Source organism: Stenotrophomonas sp. SMYL8 (genome assembly GCF_036320065.1).
Classification (GTDB): Bacteria; Pseudomonadota; Gammaproteobacteria; order Xanthomonadales; family Xanthomonadaceae; genus Stenotrophomonas; species Stenotrophomonas maltophilia_A.
In genome coordinates this window covers 246,214-265,546 of the sequence record NZ_JAWIRR010000004.1, presented here as the reverse complement: position 1 = coordinate 265,546, position 19,333 = coordinate 246,214, and the positions used below count along the sequence as shown (strand labels likewise).

Genomic DNA, 19,333 nt, shown 5'->3' with positions numbered 1-19,333 from the left:
GGCCGGAAGGTGCCAACCAAGGTTGGCACCTCTGTAGATCCACGCCATGCGTGGATGCTGTGCCTGCACGCCCACACCGGCAGATTGCGCACAGCGCCGAACTTGCCACCTGCATCGATTGGCGGCACGCTTGCCGGATGCCCAATACTCCTTCGCCGCTTTCCGGTTTCGCCTTCGTTGGCGAACCGCTGGAGCGCGCCGATGCCCTGCGCGACGATGCCGATGCACTGGCGCGCCTGTGGCCGGGCGCGCGCATTCTCGTGCTCGATCAGGACGGCAGCGCCTTCACCGGCGATGACGACCAGCCGCTGGCGCTGACCGGCGTCGACATCGGCGGCGGCCCCGGTGCCGCGATCTTCCTTGGCCTGCGTGGCGAGCAGGCCTGGTTCTCGGTCGAAGCCGCCAACGTTACCGTCACGGCCCCGCGCCGCCTCGACCTGCGCCAGGCCGCACTGCTGTGGCCGATGGGCGATGCGACCGCCTTCAGTTATGCCCGCGGCATGTCCTACTGGCACTCGCGCACCCGCTTCTGCGGCGTGTGCGGCGGCGCCGTGGCGTTTGCCCGTGGTGGCTTCGTCGGCCGCTGCGGGCAGTGCGCCACCGAGCACTACCCGCGTGTCGATCCCGCCGTGATCGTCGCCGTGGAAAACCAGGGCCGGCTGCTGCTGGGCCGGCAGTCGAACTGGGCACCGCGGCGTTACTCGGTGCTGGCCGGCTTCGTCGAACCCGGCGAGACCTTCGAGCAGACCGTGGTGCGTGAAGTGCACGAGGAGAGCAAGGTACGGGTGACCGCCTGCCAGTACCTCGGTTCGCAGCCGTGGCCGTTCCCGGGCGCGCTGATGATCGGTTTCCGTGCACAGGCGCAGGATGACCTGCCGACCGTGGATGGCGAGCTGGAAGATGCGCGCTGGTTCAGTGCCGACGAGGTCGGTGCTGCACTGGCACGCGATGTGGAGGACGATGGCCAGGGCATCCGCCTGTCGCCGCCGATCTCGATTTCGCGCGGCCTGATCGAACACTGGTACCGGCAGCAGAAGGGCTGAGCGGGGCTGACGGTGGCGCCTGTATTGCCGCCACCTGAACACGGCCCGGGTTACAGTCCGGTTCACCGCTGAGGGCGCCGCTGCGACAGGTAAGGTAGCGACGCCGAGCGTTCTGTTTCGTAGGGAGACCTGCCATGTTCACCACTCTGGCCGCCGTGCTGGTGGCACTGGCCCTGGGCCATGTTGCCCCGGCCGCTGCCGCCTCGCTGCGCCGTTTCGACGGCTTCCGGCGTTGGCTGGGCTGGCTGGACGCGCGCGGTGGCAAGGCCTGGCAGGGGCCGGCAGGCGTTGCCCTGGCACTGCTGCCGCCGCTGCTGCTGATGGCGCTGCTGGCGTGGTTGCTGCGTGGGGTGCTGTTCGGCCTGCCGTCGCTGCTGCTGGGCGTGGCGGTGCTGGCGTGGTGCTGGGGCCCGCGCGATCTGGACCGCGATATCGAAGCGATCATCGATGCCGATGACGCGGCGACGCGCCAGGCCGCGGTGCGTAACCTGCAGGCGGCCGGTGGCAGCCTGCGCGAGGACGTGCCGTCGCTGGTCGAAGCGACGGTGCTCAATGCATTGCGGCGCTGGTTCGCGGTGCTGTTCTGGTTCCTGCTGCTGGGCCCGGCCGGTGCTCTCGGTTACCGGCTGCTGGCGCTGATGGCGGAAAGCCCGATGCGTGCCCGCGTGCCGGTGGAGCCGCTGGCGCTGGCGCAGCGCCTGCTGGGCTGGATCGAGTGGCCGGTGGCGCAGCTGATGGCATTTTCGATGGCGCTGGTGGGCAACTTCGATACGGCGTGGAAGGCCTGGCGCCAGGCCCACGGCGAGCGCCTGGCCGGCAACATCGGCTTCCTGGGCGCGGTGGCGCGGGCCAGCGTCAATGCCGAGCTGCGCGAGGATGCGCACGATTACACCGAGGCGGGGCTGTTGCCGGTGTGGCAGCGGTTGCCGGACCTGCGGGATGCGATGAGCCTGGTGTGGCGGATGCTGCTGCTGTGGCTGGCGATCCTCGCCCTGCTGGTGATTGCAGGCTGGGTGACGTAGTTGCTTTGCAGGGCTTGCAGCCCTGCACCTGCAGAGGCAACAGCAACAGCAACAGCAACAGCAACAGCAGCTCTGGATTGGTGATGGTTGGGCGGGGGGGGGGGGGGGGGGGGGGGGCGCCGGGGCACCCCGCGGGGGGGGGGGGGGGGGGGGGGGGGCGGGGGGCCCGCGGGGCGCGCCCCCCCCCCCCCCCCCCCCCCACCCCCGACACATTCCCGGTGACGGTGGATGAACTGCGATTGCCGGTAGGTGTCGACCTTGGTCGACACGGTAGATCCACGCCATGCGTGGATGCAGAGCGAAGCGATCCGCTTTTGCTTTTGATCTTTTCTTTCTTTTCCGTGGTGGACGCGCACGGAAACTGTCCGTGGCCGGGCGGGTGGGCTGCGCAGGGGCGTGAGCCGCATGGATGCGGCGACCGAGCTTACATGGACGTACTCGCAGCGACCCCTGCGCAGTCCACCCGTCCGGCCTATCCCATGACCGACAAACGCCGCCCACCACGAGGGGCTGCGCCGTTGGCTGGAAACCTAGATCGGTGCCAGTGCGGTGAACGGTGCCCACGGCAGGTTGCGCAGCAGCGCATACCCGGGCAGCACCCAGAGCCAGAACACGGGATTGGCCAGCACCCGCATCAGCGGGTCGAGCACACGCGGGCGGATGCCGGCGATGTTCAGCAGCATCAACAACAGGAACGGCAGGCTGATGACCAGCAGCGGGTTCATCGCCATCGCGCCGGGCAGGTCGAAGTGGACCAGGGAATACAGGCAGCGCGTGCTGCCACAGCCCGGGCAGTACAGGCCGGTCAGCGCGTACAGCGGGCAGCTCGGCAGGGGATTGCCGGCGACATACGGATTGACGTTGCGCAGCACCACCGTGGCACTCACGGCCAGGCCGGCGGAAACCAGCAGCGGTGCCCAGCGGGCGAGTCGGGAACGAGCGGGAAGCGCGGACATGCAACAACGGATCCGGCGCAGGCGCCGGATCCGTCCAGGCGTATCAGTAGTTGCCGTTGCTCATCGCGCCCATGCCGCCGAGCACAACGAAGAACAGCACGTACAGCACGACCAGCACGACCCAGGCGATGGCCGACCACATGGCCCACTTCTTGGCCTTGGCGGCGGAGTCCTGGGCGCCGGCGATGTCGCCGGCCGCCAGCTTGCCGTTGACCTGGGCGGCGTAGACGATCGACACGATGCCGGCCGGCAGGCAGCAGAACAGGGTGGTCAGGATCGCCCAGACCAGGTTGTTCGGGACCTGCGGAGTAGCAGTATTCATGGGTTCAAGCTCCTTGATGGGTGGTGGTGGTGAATCATTGGTCGGAAAGAGCGCCCAGTACGGCCAAGCCGCCGAACAGCCCGAACCACAACAGCAACAGGACCGGCAGGGCCACGGCCGAAGCCACCGCCCACCAGCCCGCCTTGCGCGACGCACTGTAGGCCCCCGGCAGGTCGCCGGCCGCGCGGCGGCCATCGACCTGGGAGGCGTACACGATCGACACCACGCCCAACGGCAGGCAGCAGAACAGCGTCGTCAGGATCGCCCAGACCAGATGGTTGGGGATGTAGACCGGACGGCTGAGCGGTGGTGGTTGATTCAAAGCGAGACTCCATTCCTTGGTGGCCGGCCATGATGAATCGGCCGGACCTCCCCCCTGTGGGTGCGTAATCTACCGCAACCTGCGTTGCATGTATGCGTTTACAGTCACGACATGTCGCGTACACCACTGGACGGTGACGTATGTGGGGGAGTCCGCTGGGCCCGCTCGGCGGGCCCATCTCGTCAGGCGTGATCGCCGCGCAGGGCCCGCACCTGGGCCTCCAGCACCGGTGCGCTGGTGCTGTGGCCATCCACGGCCGCTGCCGCCACCACCTCGACGGTGGCGCGGAAACGGCGCGGCACGCGCATGCGGCCCAGGCGGCTGTCGCGCCGGCTCCACATGCTCGACCACATGCCGCGCAGCGCCATCGGCACCACCGGCACCGGCCGCCGTTCGAGGATCTTCTCGACGCCGGACTTGAACGGTGCCATCGCGCCATCCTTGGTCAGCGCGCCTTCCGGGAAGATGCAGACCAGCTCGCCTTCGGCCAGCGCTGCATCGATGTCATCGAACGCGCGCTGCATCAGCGCCGGGTCTTCGCGCGCACCGGCGATCGGGATCGCCTTGGCGGTCCGGAAGATCCAGCGCATCACCGGAATGTTGAAGATCTTGTAGTACATGACGAAGCGCACCGGGCGCGGGATCGTCGCCGACAGGATCAGTGCGTCCATGTAGCTGACATGGTTGCAGACCAGCAGCGCGGCACCCTCGTCGGGCACGTTGGCCTCGATGCCGTGCGGGCGCAGGCGGTACAGGGTGCGCACCATCAGCCAGCTGAGGAAGCGCATCAGGAATTCGGGGACGATGGTGAAGATGTAGATCGCCACCAGTGCGTTGGCGATGGCCAGCGCCAGGAACTGCTGCGGGATGGACCAGTGCAGCAGCTTGTGCGCGGCCAGCGACAGCAGGGCTGCGCCGACGATGAAGCCGGAGTTCTGGATGTTCAGCGCCGCAAACACGCGCGACATCTGCGCCTTCGGCGTGCGGCTCTGGATCAGCGCGAACAGCGGCACCACGAAGATGCCGGTGAACAGGCCGATGCCGATCAGGTCGATGACGATGCGGATGCTGCCCGGCTGCTGCAGGAACGTCCCGATGGTCAGTCCGTGCACGGTCGCTTCGCCACTGCGGGCGAAATACAGGTCGAGCAGGAACGCGGTCATGCCGAACGCACCCAGCGGCACCAGGCCGATTTCCACCGTGCGTGCCGACAGCTTCTCGCACAGCAACGAGCCAACGCCGGTGCCGACCGAGAACAGGGCCAGGGCAAAGATATACAGGGTCGGCTCACCGCCGAGGTTGGTCACGGCATAGGCCGGCAGCTGCGAGGTCAGCACGGTGCCGACGAACCAGAACCAGGACACGCCCAGGATTGAATTGCGCACCGCCTTCTGCTGGCGCGCCATGCGCAGCACCGCCAGTGATTCGGGCAGCGGGTTCCAGTTGATCTTCAGGTTCGGGTCGCCGGCATCGACCTTGGGAATCAGGCGCGCGGCGATGTTGCCGCAGATCGCCAGACCGATGATCGCGCAGGCCGCCACCACCGTGCCGTGGCTGCCGGCCACGGTGAACACCAGGCCGCCGACGATCATGCCGGACAGGATCGACATCGAGGTGCCCATTTCAACCAGCCCGTTGCCACCGGTCAGCTCTTCGGGCTTGAGCACCGACGGCAGCACCGAGTACTTCACCGGGCCGAACAGGGTCGACTGCATGCCGGTGCAGAACAGGGCGACCAGCAGCACCGGCAGGCTCTGAGTGAGGAAGCCGGTGGCTGCCAGCGACATGATCACGATCTCCATGGTGGTGGTGATCACGATCAGCCGCGATTTTTCCAGTTTGTCGGCAATCTGCCCGGCCAGCGCCGAGAACAGGAAGTACGGCAGGATGAAGATGGCCGGTGCCAGCGTGGCGTACAGCCCCAGTTCTTCCTCCGGTACGGCCATGAACAGCAACATGCTGATGATCGCCTGCCGGTACACGTTGTCGTTGAACGCTCCGAGCGCCTGGACGACGAAGAACGGCAGGAAACGGCGCTGGCGCAGCAGGGCGAACTGGTTGTGACCGGACATGGAGCCTCCTTGACCGGCGCAGCCTAGCATTCCTGCCTATCCGCCGGGACCATGGCGGGATGCATCCACGCATGGCGTGGATCTGCTGAAGCCCCACAACTGTGGGTGCGGACCGTTGGTCCGCACACCTTGATAGGTCTCAGACGATATCGTCGACCACGCCGCCATCCACGCGCAGCGCCGCACCCGAGGTCGCCGAGGCCTGCGGCGAGGCCAGATACACCACCATGTTGGCCACTTCCTCGACCGTGGCGGTGCGCTGGATCACCGAAGACGGCCGGTGTGCCATCACGAACTCGCGGCCGATCTGCTCCAGTGGCTTGCCGCTGCGCTGGCGTTCATCTTCGAACATCGCCGCGAAACCGTCGGACAGGGTCGGGCCGGGCAACACCGCGTTGACGGTGACGCCGCTGCCGGCCACGCGCTTGGCCAGGCCGCGCGACAGCGACAGCTGCGCGGTCTTGCTGACACCGTAGTGGATCATGTCGGCCGGAATGTTGCGTGCCGATTCGGACGAGATGAACAGGACGCGACCCCAGCCGGCATCGACCATGGCCGGCAACAGTGCCCGCGACAGGCGCACGCCGGACATCACGTTGGTCTGCCAGTAACGTTCCCAGGTCGCGTCTTCGGTCTCGAAGAAGTCCTCGGGGCCGAAAATGCCGGCGTTGTTGACCAGGATGTCGACCTTGGGCAGGCCTGCCAGCAGCGTGTCGACGCCGGCCGCATCGGAGAGGTCGGCGGCCACGCCGAGCACGTCGGCACCCGGAACGGCGGCGAGCAGGCGCTGGCGGGCGCGTTCGACGCTGTCGGTGCTGCGGCCGTTGAGAATGATCCGCGCGCCCGCGTTGGCCAGGCCCTGGGCAATCGCCAGGCCGATGCCGGCGGTGGAGGCGGTGACCAGCGCGGTACGGCCGGTGAGTTCGATCTTCATGGAGGAATCCGGGGCAGGGGATCACCCAGTATCCGCGCGGGAACGTGATCGGGATGCATCGCCATACGCAACGCACGGTTGCACGCGATGCAGTAGATCCACGCCATGCGTGGATGGAATGTCCGACCAGCGATGAGGGATCAGGTCAGGCTGGTCACCGCCTCATTCGCCGCCGCCCGCACCTTCGGCAGCATCCGCAGCACCAGCGCCATCTGCGTGCGGATCAGCTGCAGCTTCGGCGGCATCGCCTCGTCGATCTGTTCCAGTTCGGCCGCCACCGCGCGATCAGCGTCGTTGTCGTCCTCGCTGACCGGCTGCCGAGCGCTCAGGGCCGTCGCCAGTTGCTGCAGCGCCTTGCGCACGCGCTCACCGGCAGCCAGCGCCAGCGGATCGCCGGCGTAGCTGTCCACCTGGTCGCGGTGCGCACCCAGGGCCGACAGGTGCCCGAGCAGTGTGTTGGACAGCGCCAGGAAGTGGAAGCCGGCATCCAGATTGCGGCGCACATGGCCGGGCTCACGCAGCATGTTCGACAACGCGGTGGATAGCGCGGCGTCGGCGTTGTGCATGTCGCGGCGGGCGATGCGGTAGGCCAGATCGTCACGCATGCCGCTGCGGTACTGGCCCAGTACCGAATCCAGGTAGCGCGCGGCGGTGTCCAGCACGCGCGCCAGCACAAGGTGCAGCTGCCGGCCCTGCCAGTCGGGCAGGATCAGGAACGCGGCCGCCGCCGCGATTGCACAACCCAGCAGCGTATCGACCATGCGCGGCACGATCAGCACGAAGCCGTCGCCGATCAGGTTGAAGCAGGTCAGGGCCATCACCGTGATCGCCGCCGACGCCACCAGGTAGCGGTCGGTGCGGGTGAAGAAGAACAGCAGCGCCGACAGCAGCGCGATCAGCAGCTGCACGTGCAGTTGCGGGAACAGCTGCAGCAGTGCCCAGGTCAGCACCAGGCCGGCCACGGTGCCGACGATGCGTTGTGCAAGGCGCTGGCGGGTCGCGCCGAAGTTGGGGCGGCACACGAACACGATGGTCAGCAGCACCCACGAGCCGTTCTGTGCATTGAACAAGCGGATTGCCGCGAAGCCGGCGATCAGGGCCAATGCCATGCGCAGGCCGTGGCGGAACAGGACCGAGCCGGGCGTGAGCTGCTGGCGCACGCGCACGCCCATCTCGCGCAGGGTGTGCGGGTTGCTGTCGCGCAGGCGGGTATCGACGTTGTCCAGGCTGGCCTCGGAGCGCTCCGCATCCAGCAGGCGGCGCTCGATGCTGCGCAGGTTGTGCACGAGTAGATCCAGCGAGCCAAGCAGTCGCTGCCACTGCGGCCGCTGCTGGTCGCGCAGATAGTCCAGCGCATCGGCCAGGTCGCGCCCGGCCTGCTGGTTGCTTTCGCCATACACGAACGGACGGCGCAGGCGGATCGCCTCGCCCAGCCGTGCGCAGGCCTGCCCCTGCAGGTCGAGCAGGCGCTGGCAGCGGTACAGCACATCGCTGTGGAAGAAGGCATCGACCAGCGCACCGTAGGGGTAGTGCGAGGAGCTGGCGCGCTCGTGGAAATCCTGTGCCATGTAATAGAGGCGCAGGTACAGGCCGGAGTTCACGCCGGGCCGCCCGGAACGGCCGAAGCGGGCCAGGATCGCGGTCTTGGCTTCATTCAATGCACCGACTACGCGCCGGTTCTGTTCGGCCAGGTCGAGCTGGCGACGCTGCAGGTCGGCCTCGCGCACCGGCTCGAACAGTGTTGCCTTCAACTGCAGGTAGCGGCCCAGTTCAACGTACAGTCGCGCCACGCGTTCGCGTACCGGACGGTTGGCGAACAGTGCGGTCCACAGGATCGACAGCAGGCCGTACCAGACCGCACCGGCCAGCAGGTGGCTGACCGCGTCCAGCGCGCTGTGCAGGTCGCTGGCGCCATGCTGCTCCAGCCCGATCATGGTGTAGATCGCAAGCGTTACCGTGGCCTGGGCGATGGACGCGTAGCGCTCGCCGAGCGCACCCAGCAGGGTCAACCCGAAGGTGGACAGCGCCAGCGCGCCGATGAAGATCCACGGCCAGGGGAACAGCCAGATCACCGAGGCGGCGGCGAGGCAGAAGCACAGCAGCGACAGCAGTACCGCCTTGGTACGGCCCCACCAGTTGTCATCGGTCTCGGCGATGGCGCTGGCGATGATGCCGAGGAACACGCCGGGCAGGGCAGTGAGCGCGTCCAGCTGCCAGCACACGGCAAGCGCTGCGGTCAGGGCGATGAACACCCGAAGGCCATAACTGGCCTTTTCGTGGGCCCACAGGCGGCTGAGGCGGGATTCGCGGGCGGGCATGCAGGCTCGGTGGAAGGGTCTCCCACCATTATTGCGGGTGCGGGGTGAAATATGGAGTGCGGACCAACGGTCCGCACCCACCGTCCATGTGCGGGCCCGTCGTCCGCATGGACGGCGGGGACCGGCACCTTACATCTCCCAGCGCACGCTCACCGCGAACGTGCGCGGCAGGCCGGCGCCGGCGTTGGACCAGTACTTCCGGTTGGCCAGGTTCTCGACGCTGGCACGCAGGGTCACCGGATGGCCGGACGCCAGCAGGCGATAGCCGATGCCTGCATTCACCAGCGTGTAGTCAGGCAGCTTCAGGGTGTTGTCGGCGTCATACCAGACATCGCCGTAGTAGCGCACGGCGGCGTAGGTTTCCAAGCCGTCTACCCACGGCAGCTGGTAGGTGGCGTGCAGTACCCCGCTCCAGCGCGCAGCACCGGCGGTGCGGTTGCCTTCCTGTGCGGCGCTGCCCGGGGACAGCTTGTCGTAGGTCGGATCCAGCCAGGTGACGCCGCCGCCGACGGTCAGTGCATCGTTGAGGTGCAGGTCGGCACTGGCTTCAATGCCTTCGTACAGCGTGATGCCGTCCTGCACCAGGCGCTTGCCGGCCGGCGTGAGCTCATCGATGTTGGCACCACGTTCCAGCCGAAACGCGGCCACGTTCGCATTCCAACGCGCCGCTTCGACCTTGGCCCCGATCTCGTACTGCTTGCTGATGGTGGGATCAAGCACGTCACCGGCGTTGATGTAGCTGTTGCCTACGCGGCTGCCCGCTTCGAGCGACTCGATGTAGCTGGCGTAGAGGGTGACCGCCTCGCTGGGCTTGAACATCACGGCGTAGGTCGGGGTGACCGGGTAGGTGTGGTACCGCCCCTTGGTTTCGAAGTCGTTGTAGCGCCAGCCCGCCAGCACCGACCAGCCGCTGCCGAGGTTCACCGTATCGCTTGCGAACACCGCCTGCTGCACCGTCTCGTCGCCGCGGGTCATCACCCGCGAACCAACGGCGTCGTGGCGGATGGCATGGCGCTGGTACAGGTTGGCGCGGCCAATCAGGTTCCACTCGTAGGGGCGGTCCCACCCCAGTCCGGTCTGGTGGCTGATGCCCGCCACCACCTGATGCTGAAGGGGGCCGGTGCGGAAGCTGCCCTGCAGCATCGCCTGGGCCAGCTTCCACTCGCTCTTGCCACCCAGTTCGTAGACGTTGACGTCGTAGTCGCCGTTGAGATCGTCGATGTAGGCGAAGATCTTGTTGACGTCGTTCCACGAGGTGGTGACGCCGTAACTCAGGCTGGCTTTCCAGTCGCTGTTGATCTGCCAGTTCAAGCCGGTCGACAGCAGGCTGGAGCGTGTGTCGTAGTAGGTGCCGGGCACGCTGTTGTCGGTATCTCCGGCGATCGGCCGCGGCAACGAGGTCAGGCCACGGAAGTAGTACTGCGGTGATTCCTCGCGCAGGTCGCGCGACTGGAACACTCCGTCGAAGGTCCAGGTGAGCGCATCGCTCAGGCGCGCGTCCAGCGACAGTGCGCCCACCTTGCGATCGACGTGTCCGCCATTGAAGGTCTCGCCTTTTTCCTGGAAGGCGTTGAAGCGGTAGCCGAACATCTGCTCGTTGCCGAAGCGGCCGCCAACGTCGATGCCGCCGCTGACGATGCCCTGTTCGCGCCAGCCCAGCTGGGCGGAGAAGGTGGGCGTGTCCGTCGGCTTCTTGGTGATGTAATTGACGATGCCGCCGGGGGTGCCGAAGCCATACAGGAATCCGCCCGGGCCTTTCAGCAGATCGACCTGTTCCATCACTTCCAGCGGCCATTCGGTGCCCCAGGAAGAGACCTGCAGGCCATTGACCCGGTAGCTGTCGTAGTTCAGCTCCAGACCGCGGTTGCGGATGGGCGAGCTCCAGCCACTGGCATAGGCGCTGACCTGGGTGCTGACCGAAGGGTCGAGCAGGAAGGCTTCGCCCAGCGAGACCACCTGGCGCTGCTCGATCTGCTCGCGGCCAACAGCGGTGATCGCGAACGGAGTGTCGCGCAGGGCGCGGTCGCCCAGTGCGCCGGCGTCGGTATGGGTGCGTTCGGCGGTGACCTTCACCGCATCCAGATCGGTGGCGTTACGGCTGACGGCCGGCGCTTCGGCATGGGCAGCGCAGGCGGCTGACAGGGCGATGGCCAGCAGGGCCAGGCGGGGAGAACGGGAAGGCAGCATCGATGGTGGTCCTCGACGGACGGCCACAGGCCATCCGCCCACGGGTGGGGGAAGGGGCAGTGGCTGGGATCACGCAGGCTGGCCGGAGATGGCAGCGGGGCGCCGCGAAGGGGCGCAGGACCATGGCTGGATGAGAATTGTTCTCTTTTCGTTACCGTGCGTCAAACCCGGAGGCATGCGGACCAACGGTCCGCACCCACCATCCGTGCCCACGGTTCGTACCCACCATCCGCTCCCACGGTAGTGCCGGCCGCTGGCCGGCAGATTGGCTGTACGGAGAACGCCGGCCAGCGGCCGGCGCTACCAGTAGATCCACGCCCTGCGTGGATGGGCCCTTCTACGCCCGTTGCGCGCGCTTGAGCAGCTTCGCTTCGCGCCTGCGTGCGCGACGTGCGCGCCAGCGCTCGGCCAGGCAGGAGAAGATCACGTACAGCGCCGGCGTGCTGAGCAGGGTCAGGCTCTGCGAGAACAGCAGGCCGCCGATCATCGCGATACCCAGCGGACGCCGCAGCTCGGACCCTTCGCCGAGGCCGATCGCCAGCGGCACAGCAGCCAGGATCGCCACCATCGTGGTCATCATGATCGGGCGGAAGCGCACGATGCTGGCCTCGCGTGCCGCTTCGCGCGGTGCCAGCCCATGTTCGCGCTGCGCCACCAGCGCGAAGTCGATCATCATGATCGCGTTCTTCTTGACGATGCCGATCAGCAGCACCAGCGCGATCATCGAGATCACCGATAGTTCGGTATTGGTGCCGAACAACGCCAGCAGCGCACCCACGCCCGCCGCCGGCAGCGTGGACAGGATGGTGACCGGGTGGATCAGGCTCTCGTACAGCATGCCCAGCACCAGGTACACGGTCAGGATCGCGGCAAACACCAGGATCAGCATGTCGCTGGGGTCGGAGTTGAAGCCGAAGCCGGCGTCATCAGCCAGGCGGATGTCGCCGGGCATGCGCATGCCGGCCACGGTCGCGTCGATGATCGCCTTGGCCTCGCCCATGCTCACGTTCGGCGCCAGGTTGTAGCTGAGGTCCATCGTCGTGTACTGGTTCTCATGGGTGATCTGCGAAGGCGCCAGCCCTGGCACCTGCTTGGCCACCGCCGTGATCGGCACCATCTCGCCATTGCGCGCCCGCACATGCACCTCGTCCAGCGCTGCCGGCGTAGCGGTCTGCGAGGGCAGGGCGTTGACCACCACGCTGTACTGGTTGATGTCCGAATAGATGGTCGAGATCTGGCGCTGGCCGAACGCACCGTACAGGGCGCCGTCGATGGCGCCGACCGAAACACCCAGGCGGGCGGCCTTGGCACGGTCGATCTCGATGTTCTGGCGCAGCCCGGCATTGTCCACATCGGTGCCGACGTCGCGCAGCTTCGGGTTCTTCTTCAGCTCCGCCTGCAGCTTGGGCAGCCATTCCTGCAGTGACGCCAGGTCATTGCCCTGCAGCGAGATGCGGTACTGCGCGCCCTGGCTGGAGCCACCGCCATCGTTGCTGGGCAGGTCCTGGATCGCGCGCAGGCGCAGCTGCAGGTCAGGGTAACGGTCGGCCTTGGCGCTCAAGCGTGCCAGTGCATGCGCGGTGGTTTCGCGGCGGCCTTCCTTGCGCGATTTCAGCTCGACGTTGAACTGTGCGCTGGAGCCCTGGCGACCGCTGCCCAGGCGCACACCCACGGTCTTCACCGCCGGGTCGGCCATCAGCATGTCGGTGATGCGGCGCTGGCGGGCGACCATGTCCTCGAAGGATACGGTGGCGCTGGAGTTGGCGCGGCCCCAGATCAGGCCGGTGTCCTGCGGCGGGAACGCGCCCTTCTTCACCGCGCCGAACAGGAAGACGGTGGCACCGATCAGCAGCAGCGGCGTCAGCGACAGCAGCAGCGCATGGCGCAGCGAGAAGTCCAGGAACACGGTGTAGATGCGCAGCATGCGCTCGTGGCCGGCATCCAGCCAACGGCCGAAGCGCGACGGCGGCGCCGTGTGGTCGTGGGCGCTGAGGAAGCGGCTGCACAGCGCCGGGGTCAGGGTCAGCGAGACGATCATCGAGACCACGATGGCCGCCACCAGGGTGACGGTGAACTCGCGGAAGAACGCGCCCATCATGCCGCTGGCGAACAGCAGCGGGATGAACACCGCCACCAGCGAGGCGGTGATCGAGACGATGGTGAAGCCGATCTCGCGCGCGCCGGTCAGCGCTGCCTGCATCCGCGGCATGCCTTCGTCGAGGTGGCGCATGATGTTCTCGATCACCACGATCGCATCGTCGACCACGAAGCCGATCGCGATCACCAGCGCCAGCAGGCTCAGGTTGTTCAGGGTGAAACCCATCACGTACATCACCAGCGCGGCACCGGCCAGCGACAGCGGCACGGTCACTGCGGCGATAAGCGTGGGTGCCAGCCGGCGCAGGAACAGCGCCATGGTCAGCACCACCATCGCCAGGCTGATCAGCAGAGTGATCTGTACTTCATGCAGCGACGAGCGGATGGTCGGCGTACGGTCGAAGTACGGCGTCATCGTGGTGCCCGGCTGCAGGTAGTCGCGCAGCGCGGGGATCTGTGCCTTGACCCGGTCCACGGTCTCCACGATGTTGGCGCCGGCGCGGGTGAACACGTACATCACCACCGCCGGCTTGTGGTCGAACCACGCCGCCTGGTAGGCATCCTGCTGGCCGTCGTAGACGTTGGCGATGTCCTTCAGCCGGATCACCCGGCCATCGCCCTGGGTCTTGACCACCAGGTCGGCGAAGTCGGCCGCACGCGCCACCGAGTCGTTGGCGATGATCGCAGTGGTGGTGTTGCCATCGCTGAGGAAGCCGGTGGGCGAGGTCACGTTGGCCGCGCGCACCGCGTTGCGCAGGTCATCGGCAGTCAGGCCCAGCGCGTTCATCAGGCGCAGGTTCACGTCCACGCGTACCGCTGGCGTCGAAGCACCGGCGATGTCGACCGAAGCAACACCGCTGATCTGGCGGATGCGCTGCGCCAGCAGCGAATCGGCGACGTTGTACAGTTCGTCGGCCGACTGCGTCTGCGAGGTCAGCGCGATGGCGATCACCGGGTCATCGTTCGGGTTCGCCTTCTGGTACATCGGCGAGCCCATGCCCGTGGGCAGGTCGGCCTGCGCCGAGTTGATCGCGGTCTGTACGTCCAGTGCCGCCGAATCGATGTTGTGGCCGCTCTGGAAGATCATGAAGACCAGCGAGCTGCCTTCCGAGCTCGACGAGCGCATGCGGTCGATGCCCGGCAGCTGGCCGAGATGGCGTTCCAGCGGTGCAGTGACCGTGGAGGCCATGGTCGCCGCATCCGCGCCCGATTGGCTGGCGTGCACGAAGATCACCGGGATCTCGATGTTCGGCAGCGCCGACACGCCCAGCCGCAGGTAGCAGATCAGGCCGACCATGAACAGGCCGATGGCCAGCAGCGCGGTGCCGATCGGACGGCGGATGAAGGGGCCGGACAGGTTCATCGTGCGGCCCCCCACGGCACCGGGGAGTGGTTCATGCCTGCGGCTCCTGCAGCGAACCGTCGCGCAGTGCGCGCTGCTCGCGGCGGCGGGCCAGCCATTCGGAGAAGCGCTCCATGTACAGGTAGATCACCGGCGTGGTGTACAGGGTGACCAGCTGCGACAGCAGCAGGCCACCGACGATGGCGATGCCCAGCGGGCGGCGCAGTTCCGAGCCGATGCCGGTGCCCAGTGCCAGCGGCAGCGCGCCGAGCATGGCTGCGGCGGTGGTCATCATGATCGGGCGGAAGCGCAGCAGGCAGGCGCGGCGGATCGCTTCATGCGCGTTGGCACCGGCGCGACGCGCCTCGATCGCGAAGTCCACCATCATGATGCCGTTCTTCTTGACGATGCCGATCAGCAGCACGATGCCGACGATGCCGTCCACCGACAGGCTCAGCCCGCACAGCATCAGCGCCAGCAATGCGCCGACACCGGCCGGCGGCAGCGTGGAGATGATCGTGATCGGGTGGATGTAGCTCTCGTAGAGCACGCCCAGCACGATGTAGATCACCACCAGCGAGGCCAGCAGCAGCCACACCACATCGGTCTGGCTGCCGGTGAATTCGGCGGCCTTGCCGATGAATTCGGCATGCAGGTGGGTGGGCATGTCCAGGCTGTCCTTGGTTTCCTGGATCGCCCGCACCGCTTCGGACAGCGAATAGCCCGGCGCCACGTTGAACGAGACCGTAACTGCCGGCAGTTGCTGCTGGTGGCTGACCACCAGCGGCGCACTGCTGACCTTGCCTTCGGCCAGTGCCGACAGCGGAATGATGCTGCCCGCCCCGACGGTGATGCCGGTGTTCTGCGCGCCGATGCCGGTAGCCGTCGATGAGTTCGACGAGGTGACCTGGCCGAAACTGGTGGCATTGGTGCCGGTCAGTGCACCGGCACCATTGGAGGCAACGGCCAGCTGTTCCATCAGCGCGGTGCTGGTGCGGAACTCCGGCGCCACTTCCAGCACCACGCGGTACTGGTTGAGTTCGGTGAAGATGGTCGAGATCTGACGCTGGCCGAACGCATCGTAAAGCGTGTCGTCGATGGTCTGCATCGGCACGCCCAGCACGCTGGCCTTGTCGCGGTCGATGTTCAGTTCAAGCGCGCGGCCCTGGTTGGACAGGTTGTTGTCGACGTCGGCCAGTTCCGGGCGCTTGCGCAGTGCTTCGGTCAGGCGCGTGGCCTGGGTGGCCACGGTCGCCGGATCGACGTCCGACAGCGAGTACTGGTACTCGGTGGCGGCCACGCGGGTATCCAGCGTCACGTCCTGGACCGGCTTCAGGTACAGGGCCACGCCCGGAATACCGGCGACGGCCTTCTGCAGGCGCGGCAGGATCTTGTCCAGGCCGTCGCGCTCGCCGCGTTCCTTCAGCACGATCGACAGCTGGCCCTGGTTGAGCGTGGGATTCATGCTGCCCGCGCCGATGAAGGCTGACACGCCGGTCACGTCCGGGTCCTGGCGCAGCGCTTCGGCCACCTGCTTGGTGCGCTGCTCCATCTGCGGGAAGGCGATGTTCTGGTCAGCCTGGACCACGCCGGTGATCAGCCCGGTGTCCTGTTCGGGCAGCAGGCCCTTGGGAATCAGCACGTACAGCAGCACGGTCAGCACCAGTGCGCCGCCGGCCACGGCCAGGGTCAGGCGCTGGTGGTCCAGCACCCAGTCCAGGCTGCGCTCGTACAGGCCGACGGTGCGCGTCCACAGGTTCTGCTTGCCGGCCGCCGCCGCACGCTCATGTGCGTCCTCTCCTTCGGGCAAGGCGTCGGGCTTGAGCAGGTAGGCGCACATCATCGGGGTCAGCGTCAGCGAGATCAGCATCGACAGCACGACGGCGATGCTCAGCACCCACGCGAACTCGTGGAACAGGCGGCCGGTGACGCCGGGCATCAGCAGCAGCGGCAGGAACACCGCCACCAGCGAGACGGTCAGCGACAGCACGGTGAAGCCGATCTGGCGCGCACCGATTTCGGCCGCTTCCTTGCCACTCTTGCCCTGCTCGATGTAACGCACGATGTTCTCGATCATCACGATCGCATCGTCGACCACGAAGCCGGTGGCCACCACCAGCGCCATCAGCGAGAGGTTGTCCAGCGACATGCCGGCAAAGGCCATCACCGCGAAGGTGCCGGCCAGCGACAACGGCACCGCCACCGAGGGAATGATCGTGGCCCACAGGCGGCGCAGGAACACGAAGATCACCGCCACCACCAGGCCGATGGTCAGGATCAGGGTGAACTGCACCTCATGTACCGAGGCACGGATGGTCTCGGTACGGTCGTTGAAGATCTCCAGGTGCACGTCGGCTGGCAGCACGCCCTGCAGCTGCGGCAGGATCGCGCGGATGCGCTCGACGGTCTGCACGATGTTGGCGCCGGGCTGGCGGCGCACTTCCAGCAGCACCGCCGGCTTGCCATCGGCCCAGGCGGCCAGCTGGTCGTTCTCCACGCCATCAACCACTTCGGCCACGTCGGACAAACGCACGGGACGTCCGTTCTTGTAGCTGATGATGGTGTCGCGGTACTCGGCGGCACTGGTGAGCTGGTCGTTGGTACCAATGCTGTAGGACTGGGTCTTGCCGTTCAGCGAACCCTTCGGCGCGTTGACGTTGGCCTGGGTCAGCGCGCTGCGCAGCTGTTCCAGGGTCAGGCCCATGTTCGACAGCTGCGCCGGATTGACCTGGATGCGCACGGCCGGGCGCACGTTGCCGGCGATCGAGACCAGGCCCACGCCCTGCACCTGCGACAGGCGCTGGGCCAGGATCGAGTCGGCGTAGTTGTTGACGTCGCGCAGCGGGCGCGTGTCAGAGGTCAGTTTCAGGGTAACGATGGCCGCGTCGGCCGGATTCACCCGGTTGTAGACCGGCTGGTAGGGCAGCGACGAGGGCAGGGTGGCCTGGCGGATCGCCGCCTGCACGTCCTGCGCGGCAATGTCGATGTTCCGGTCCATCGAGAACTGCAGGATGATCGTGGACAACCCGGCCGACGAGTCGGAGGTCATCAGCTCCAGCCCGGAGATCTGCCCGAACTGGCGCTCCAGCGGCGTGGTGACCAGCGAGGCCATGGTGGTGGCGTTGGCGCCGGGGTACTGGGTGGTGACCACCAGGCTGGGCGCATCGATTTCCGGCAGCGCCGACACCGGCAGCTTGCGGTAACCGAGGATGCCCAGCAGCAACAGGCCCGCCATCAACAGCGAGGTGGCGATGGGGCGGCGGATGAAGATCGTCGAAAAGCCCACGGACTGATCCTTGCTGGCACTTCAATGTCGGCGCCGGCAGGCTTGCCGGCGCGAGGGAGGTCGGTAGCCTGCGCTCAGCGCGGGCCGCCGCCACGACGGCCACCGCCGCCGTTCTTCTGCTCGGCGGCCTTCAGCTCGGCTTCGGTCGGCACCGCCGGGGTTTCGCCCGGCTTCAGCGCGGTGACCTTGCTGCCGGGCTTCAAGCGGAACTGGCCTTCACTGACCACCCGCTCGCCGCCCTTCAGGCCCTCGGCTATCTGCACCTGGCTGTCACCCACTTCCACGCCGCTGCGCACGGTCTGCATCTTCACCGTGTTGTCGCCCTGCACCACATAGACGTACTCGCCGTCCGGGCCACGCAGCACCGCCTGGGTCGGAATGACCACGCCACCGGCAATCGTGCGCAGCTGCATGCGCACGTTGACGAACTGGCCCGGCCACAGGCCGTTGTCGGTGTTGTCGAAGATCGCGCGCGCCTTGAACGTGCCGCTGTCGGCACTGATCAGGTTGTCGACCACGTCAAGCTTGCCGTCGCCGGACAGCACGTGCGAATCGGCGCGGTCCAGTGCCGCGACGGGTACCGCACCAGCGGCCTGCGCCTGGCGCACATCGCCAAGCTGGCGTTCGGGCAGGTTGAACAGCACGTGGATCGGATGGATCTGGGTCAGCGTGACCAGCGCGGTGCCGGCGTTGACCACGTTGCCGGCGTCGACCGCGCGGATGCCGGCGATGCCGGTGATCGGCGCGGTGACCTTGGTGTACTGCAGCTGCACCTGCGCCGAGCGCATGCTGGCCTCGTTCGCCGCGACTGCGCTTTCGTACTGTGCCACTTGGTTTCGCTGTGTATCCAGATCGGTCTTGGCGACGAACTGGCGATACTCCGGCGCGTTCGAGCGCTGGTAGTTGGAACGCGCGGTGGCCAGCAGCGCCTCGTTCTGGCGCTTGGAGGCCACGGCCTGGTCATAGCTGGCCTGGGCGGTGCGCGGGTCGATCACCGCCAGCACATCGCCCTTCTTCACTTCCTGGCCTTCGCGGAAATTCAGGCTCATCAGCTGGCCGCCAACCTGCGGGCTGACGGTGACGGTGTTCATTGCGGTCACCGTACCCAGCGCGCTGGCATAGACCGGCACGTCCTGGCGTGCCGCATCCACCACGGTCACCGGCACCGGGCCGGCATCCGGGTCTTCACCGCCCTGGCGCGCAGCTGCCGCCGGGCCACCGGCCTTGTCCTTGCCCCCGCCGAGTACGCGCAGGCCGACCACGGCCAGCACCAGTACCGCCACGACCAGCAGCACGATCTTCCAAACACGTGACATTCAAGGACTCCAAGAGGGCTGGACGGGGCACGGCCCCGGTTGGCAATGCGCAAAGCATACCTGCGCCACATCACGTTTCCTGCATGACGGATGGGACGGGCGCTAAGACCGGATCC

The 19,333-nt window shown here is 67.1% G+C and carries 12 protein-coding genes; 2 read left to right on the top strand and 10 right to left on the bottom strand.

Going from position 1 to position 19,333, the window contains the following annotated elements; translation table 11 throughout:
- Positions 1–137: 137 nt before the first annotated feature.
- Positions 138–1,043 (top strand): NAD(+) diphosphatase, encoded by a 906-nt coding sequence (gene nudC, locus V3B25_RS06210; protein ID WP_329810320.1) that lies wholly within the window; start codon positions 138–140, stop codon positions 1,041–1,043.
- Between the two features lie 134 nt (positions 1,044–1,177).
- The gene (gene ampE / locus V3B25_RS06205) at positions 1,178–2,065 is read left to right on the top strand and encodes a regulatory signaling modulator protein AmpE (RefSeq protein ID WP_329810319.1); all 888 of its coding nucleotides are present in this window, start codon (positions 1,178–1,180) and stop codon (positions 2,063–2,065) included.
- Positions 2,066–2,595: 530 nt separating this feature from the next.
- On the opposite strand, the gene V3B25_RS06200 is transcribed toward ampE, so the two are convergent.
- The 10 genes from V3B25_RS06200 to V3B25_RS06155 form a co-directional block, all read right to left on the bottom strand.
- The gene (locus tag V3B25_RS06200) at positions 2,596–3,021 is read right to left on the bottom strand and encodes a DUF2752 domain-containing protein (protein WP_201117509.1); all 426 of its coding nucleotides are present in this window, start codon (positions 3,019–3,021) and stop codon (positions 2,596–2,598) included.
- Positions 3,022–3,064: 43 nt separating this feature from the next.
- Positions 3,065–3,343: a CD225/dispanin family protein gene (locus V3B25_RS06195; RefSeq protein WP_032127177.1), complete on the bottom strand. Its 279-nt coding sequence runs from the start codon at positions 3,341–3,343 to the stop codon at positions 3,065–3,067.
- Between the two features lie 34 nt (positions 3,344–3,377).
- On the bottom strand, positions 3,378–3,665 hold the full coding sequence (locus tag V3B25_RS06190; RefSeq protein ID WP_005419784.1) for a CD225/dispanin family protein: 288 nt from the start codon (positions 3,663–3,665) through the stop codon (positions 3,378–3,380).
- A gap of 182 nt (positions 3,666–3,847) precedes the next feature.
- Positions 3,848–5,737: an MFS transporter gene (locus tag V3B25_RS06185; RefSeq protein ID WP_182266809.1), complete on the bottom strand. Its 1,890-nt coding sequence runs from the start codon at positions 5,735–5,737 to the stop codon at positions 3,848–3,850.
- Between the two features lie 139 nt (positions 5,738–5,876).
- On the bottom strand, positions 5,877–6,671 hold the full coding sequence (locus V3B25_RS06180; RefSeq protein ID WP_049461643.1) for an SDR family oxidoreductase: 795 nt from the start codon (positions 6,669–6,671) through the stop codon (positions 5,877–5,879).
- 140 nt (positions 6,672–6,811) lie between these two features.
- Complete coding sequence (gene yccS, locus V3B25_RS06175) at positions 6,812–8,989, bottom strand: YccS family putative transporter (RefSeq protein WP_329810318.1); 2,178 nt, start codon at positions 8,987–8,989, stop codon at positions 6,812–6,814.
- Positions 8,990–9,118: 129 nt separating this feature from the next.
- Positions 9,119–11,176, bottom strand: coding sequence for a TonB-dependent receptor (locus V3B25_RS06170; protein WP_248858381.1), 2,058 nt, complete (start codon positions 11,174–11,176; stop codon positions 9,119–9,121).
- A 337-nt stretch (positions 11,177–11,513) separates the two neighbouring features.
- Positions 11,514–14,636, bottom strand: coding sequence for an efflux RND transporter permease subunit (locus V3B25_RS06165; RefSeq protein WP_329810317.1), 3,123 nt, complete (start codon positions 14,634–14,636; stop codon positions 11,514–11,516).
- 31 nt (positions 14,637–14,667) lie between these two features.
- On the bottom strand, positions 14,668–17,901 hold the full coding sequence (locus tag V3B25_RS06160; protein WP_100437674.1) for an efflux RND transporter permease subunit: 3,234 nt from the start codon (positions 17,899–17,901) through the stop codon (positions 14,668–14,670).
- 74 nt (positions 17,902–17,975) lie between these two features.
- Positions 17,976–19,217 (bottom strand): efflux RND transporter periplasmic adaptor subunit, encoded by a 1,242-nt coding sequence (locus tag V3B25_RS06155; protein ID WP_032127184.1) that lies wholly within the window; start codon positions 19,215–19,217, stop codon positions 17,976–17,978.
- Between the last annotated feature and the right edge of the window lie 116 nt (positions 19,218–19,333).

Bases quoted from the DNA above. Each gene is read 5' to 3' on its own strand.
- nudC (WP_329810320.1), top strand. From the start codon at position 138: ATGCCCAATACTCCTTCGCCGCTTTCCGGTTTCGCCTTCGTTGGCGAA.
- ampE (WP_329810319.1), top strand. From the start codon at position 1,178: ATGTTCACCACTCTGGCCGCCGTGCTGGTGGCACTGGCCCTGGGCCAT.
- V3B25_RS06200 (WP_201117509.1), bottom strand. From the start codon at position 3,021: ATGTCCGCGCTTCCCGCTCGTTCCCGACTCGCCCGCTGGGCACCGCTG.
- V3B25_RS06195 (WP_032127177.1), bottom strand. From the start codon at position 3,343: ATGAATACTGCTACTCCGCAGGTCCCGAACAACCTGGTCTGGGCGATC.
- V3B25_RS06185 (WP_182266809.1), bottom strand. From the start codon at position 5,737: ATGTCCGGTCACAACCAGTTCGCCCTGCTGCGCCAGCGCCGTTTCCTG.
- V3B25_RS06180 (WP_049461643.1), bottom strand. From the start codon at position 6,671: ATGAAGATCGAACTCACCGGCCGTACCGCGCTGGTCACCGCCTCCACC.
- yccS (WP_329810318.1), bottom strand. From the start codon at position 8,989: ATGCCCGCCCGCGAATCCCGCCTCAGCCGCCTGTGGGCCCACGAAAAG.
- V3B25_RS06170 (WP_248858381.1), bottom strand. From the start codon at position 11,176: ATGCTGCCTTCCCGTTCTCCCCGCCTGGCCCTGCTGGCCATCGCCCTG.
- V3B25_RS06165 (WP_329810317.1), bottom strand. From the start codon at position 14,636: ATGAACCTGTCCGGCCCCTTCATCCGCCGTCCGATCGGCACCGCGCTG.
- V3B25_RS06155 (WP_032127184.1), bottom strand. From the start codon at position 19,217: ATGTCACGTGTTTGGAAGATCGTGCTGCTGGTCGTGGCGGTACTGGTG.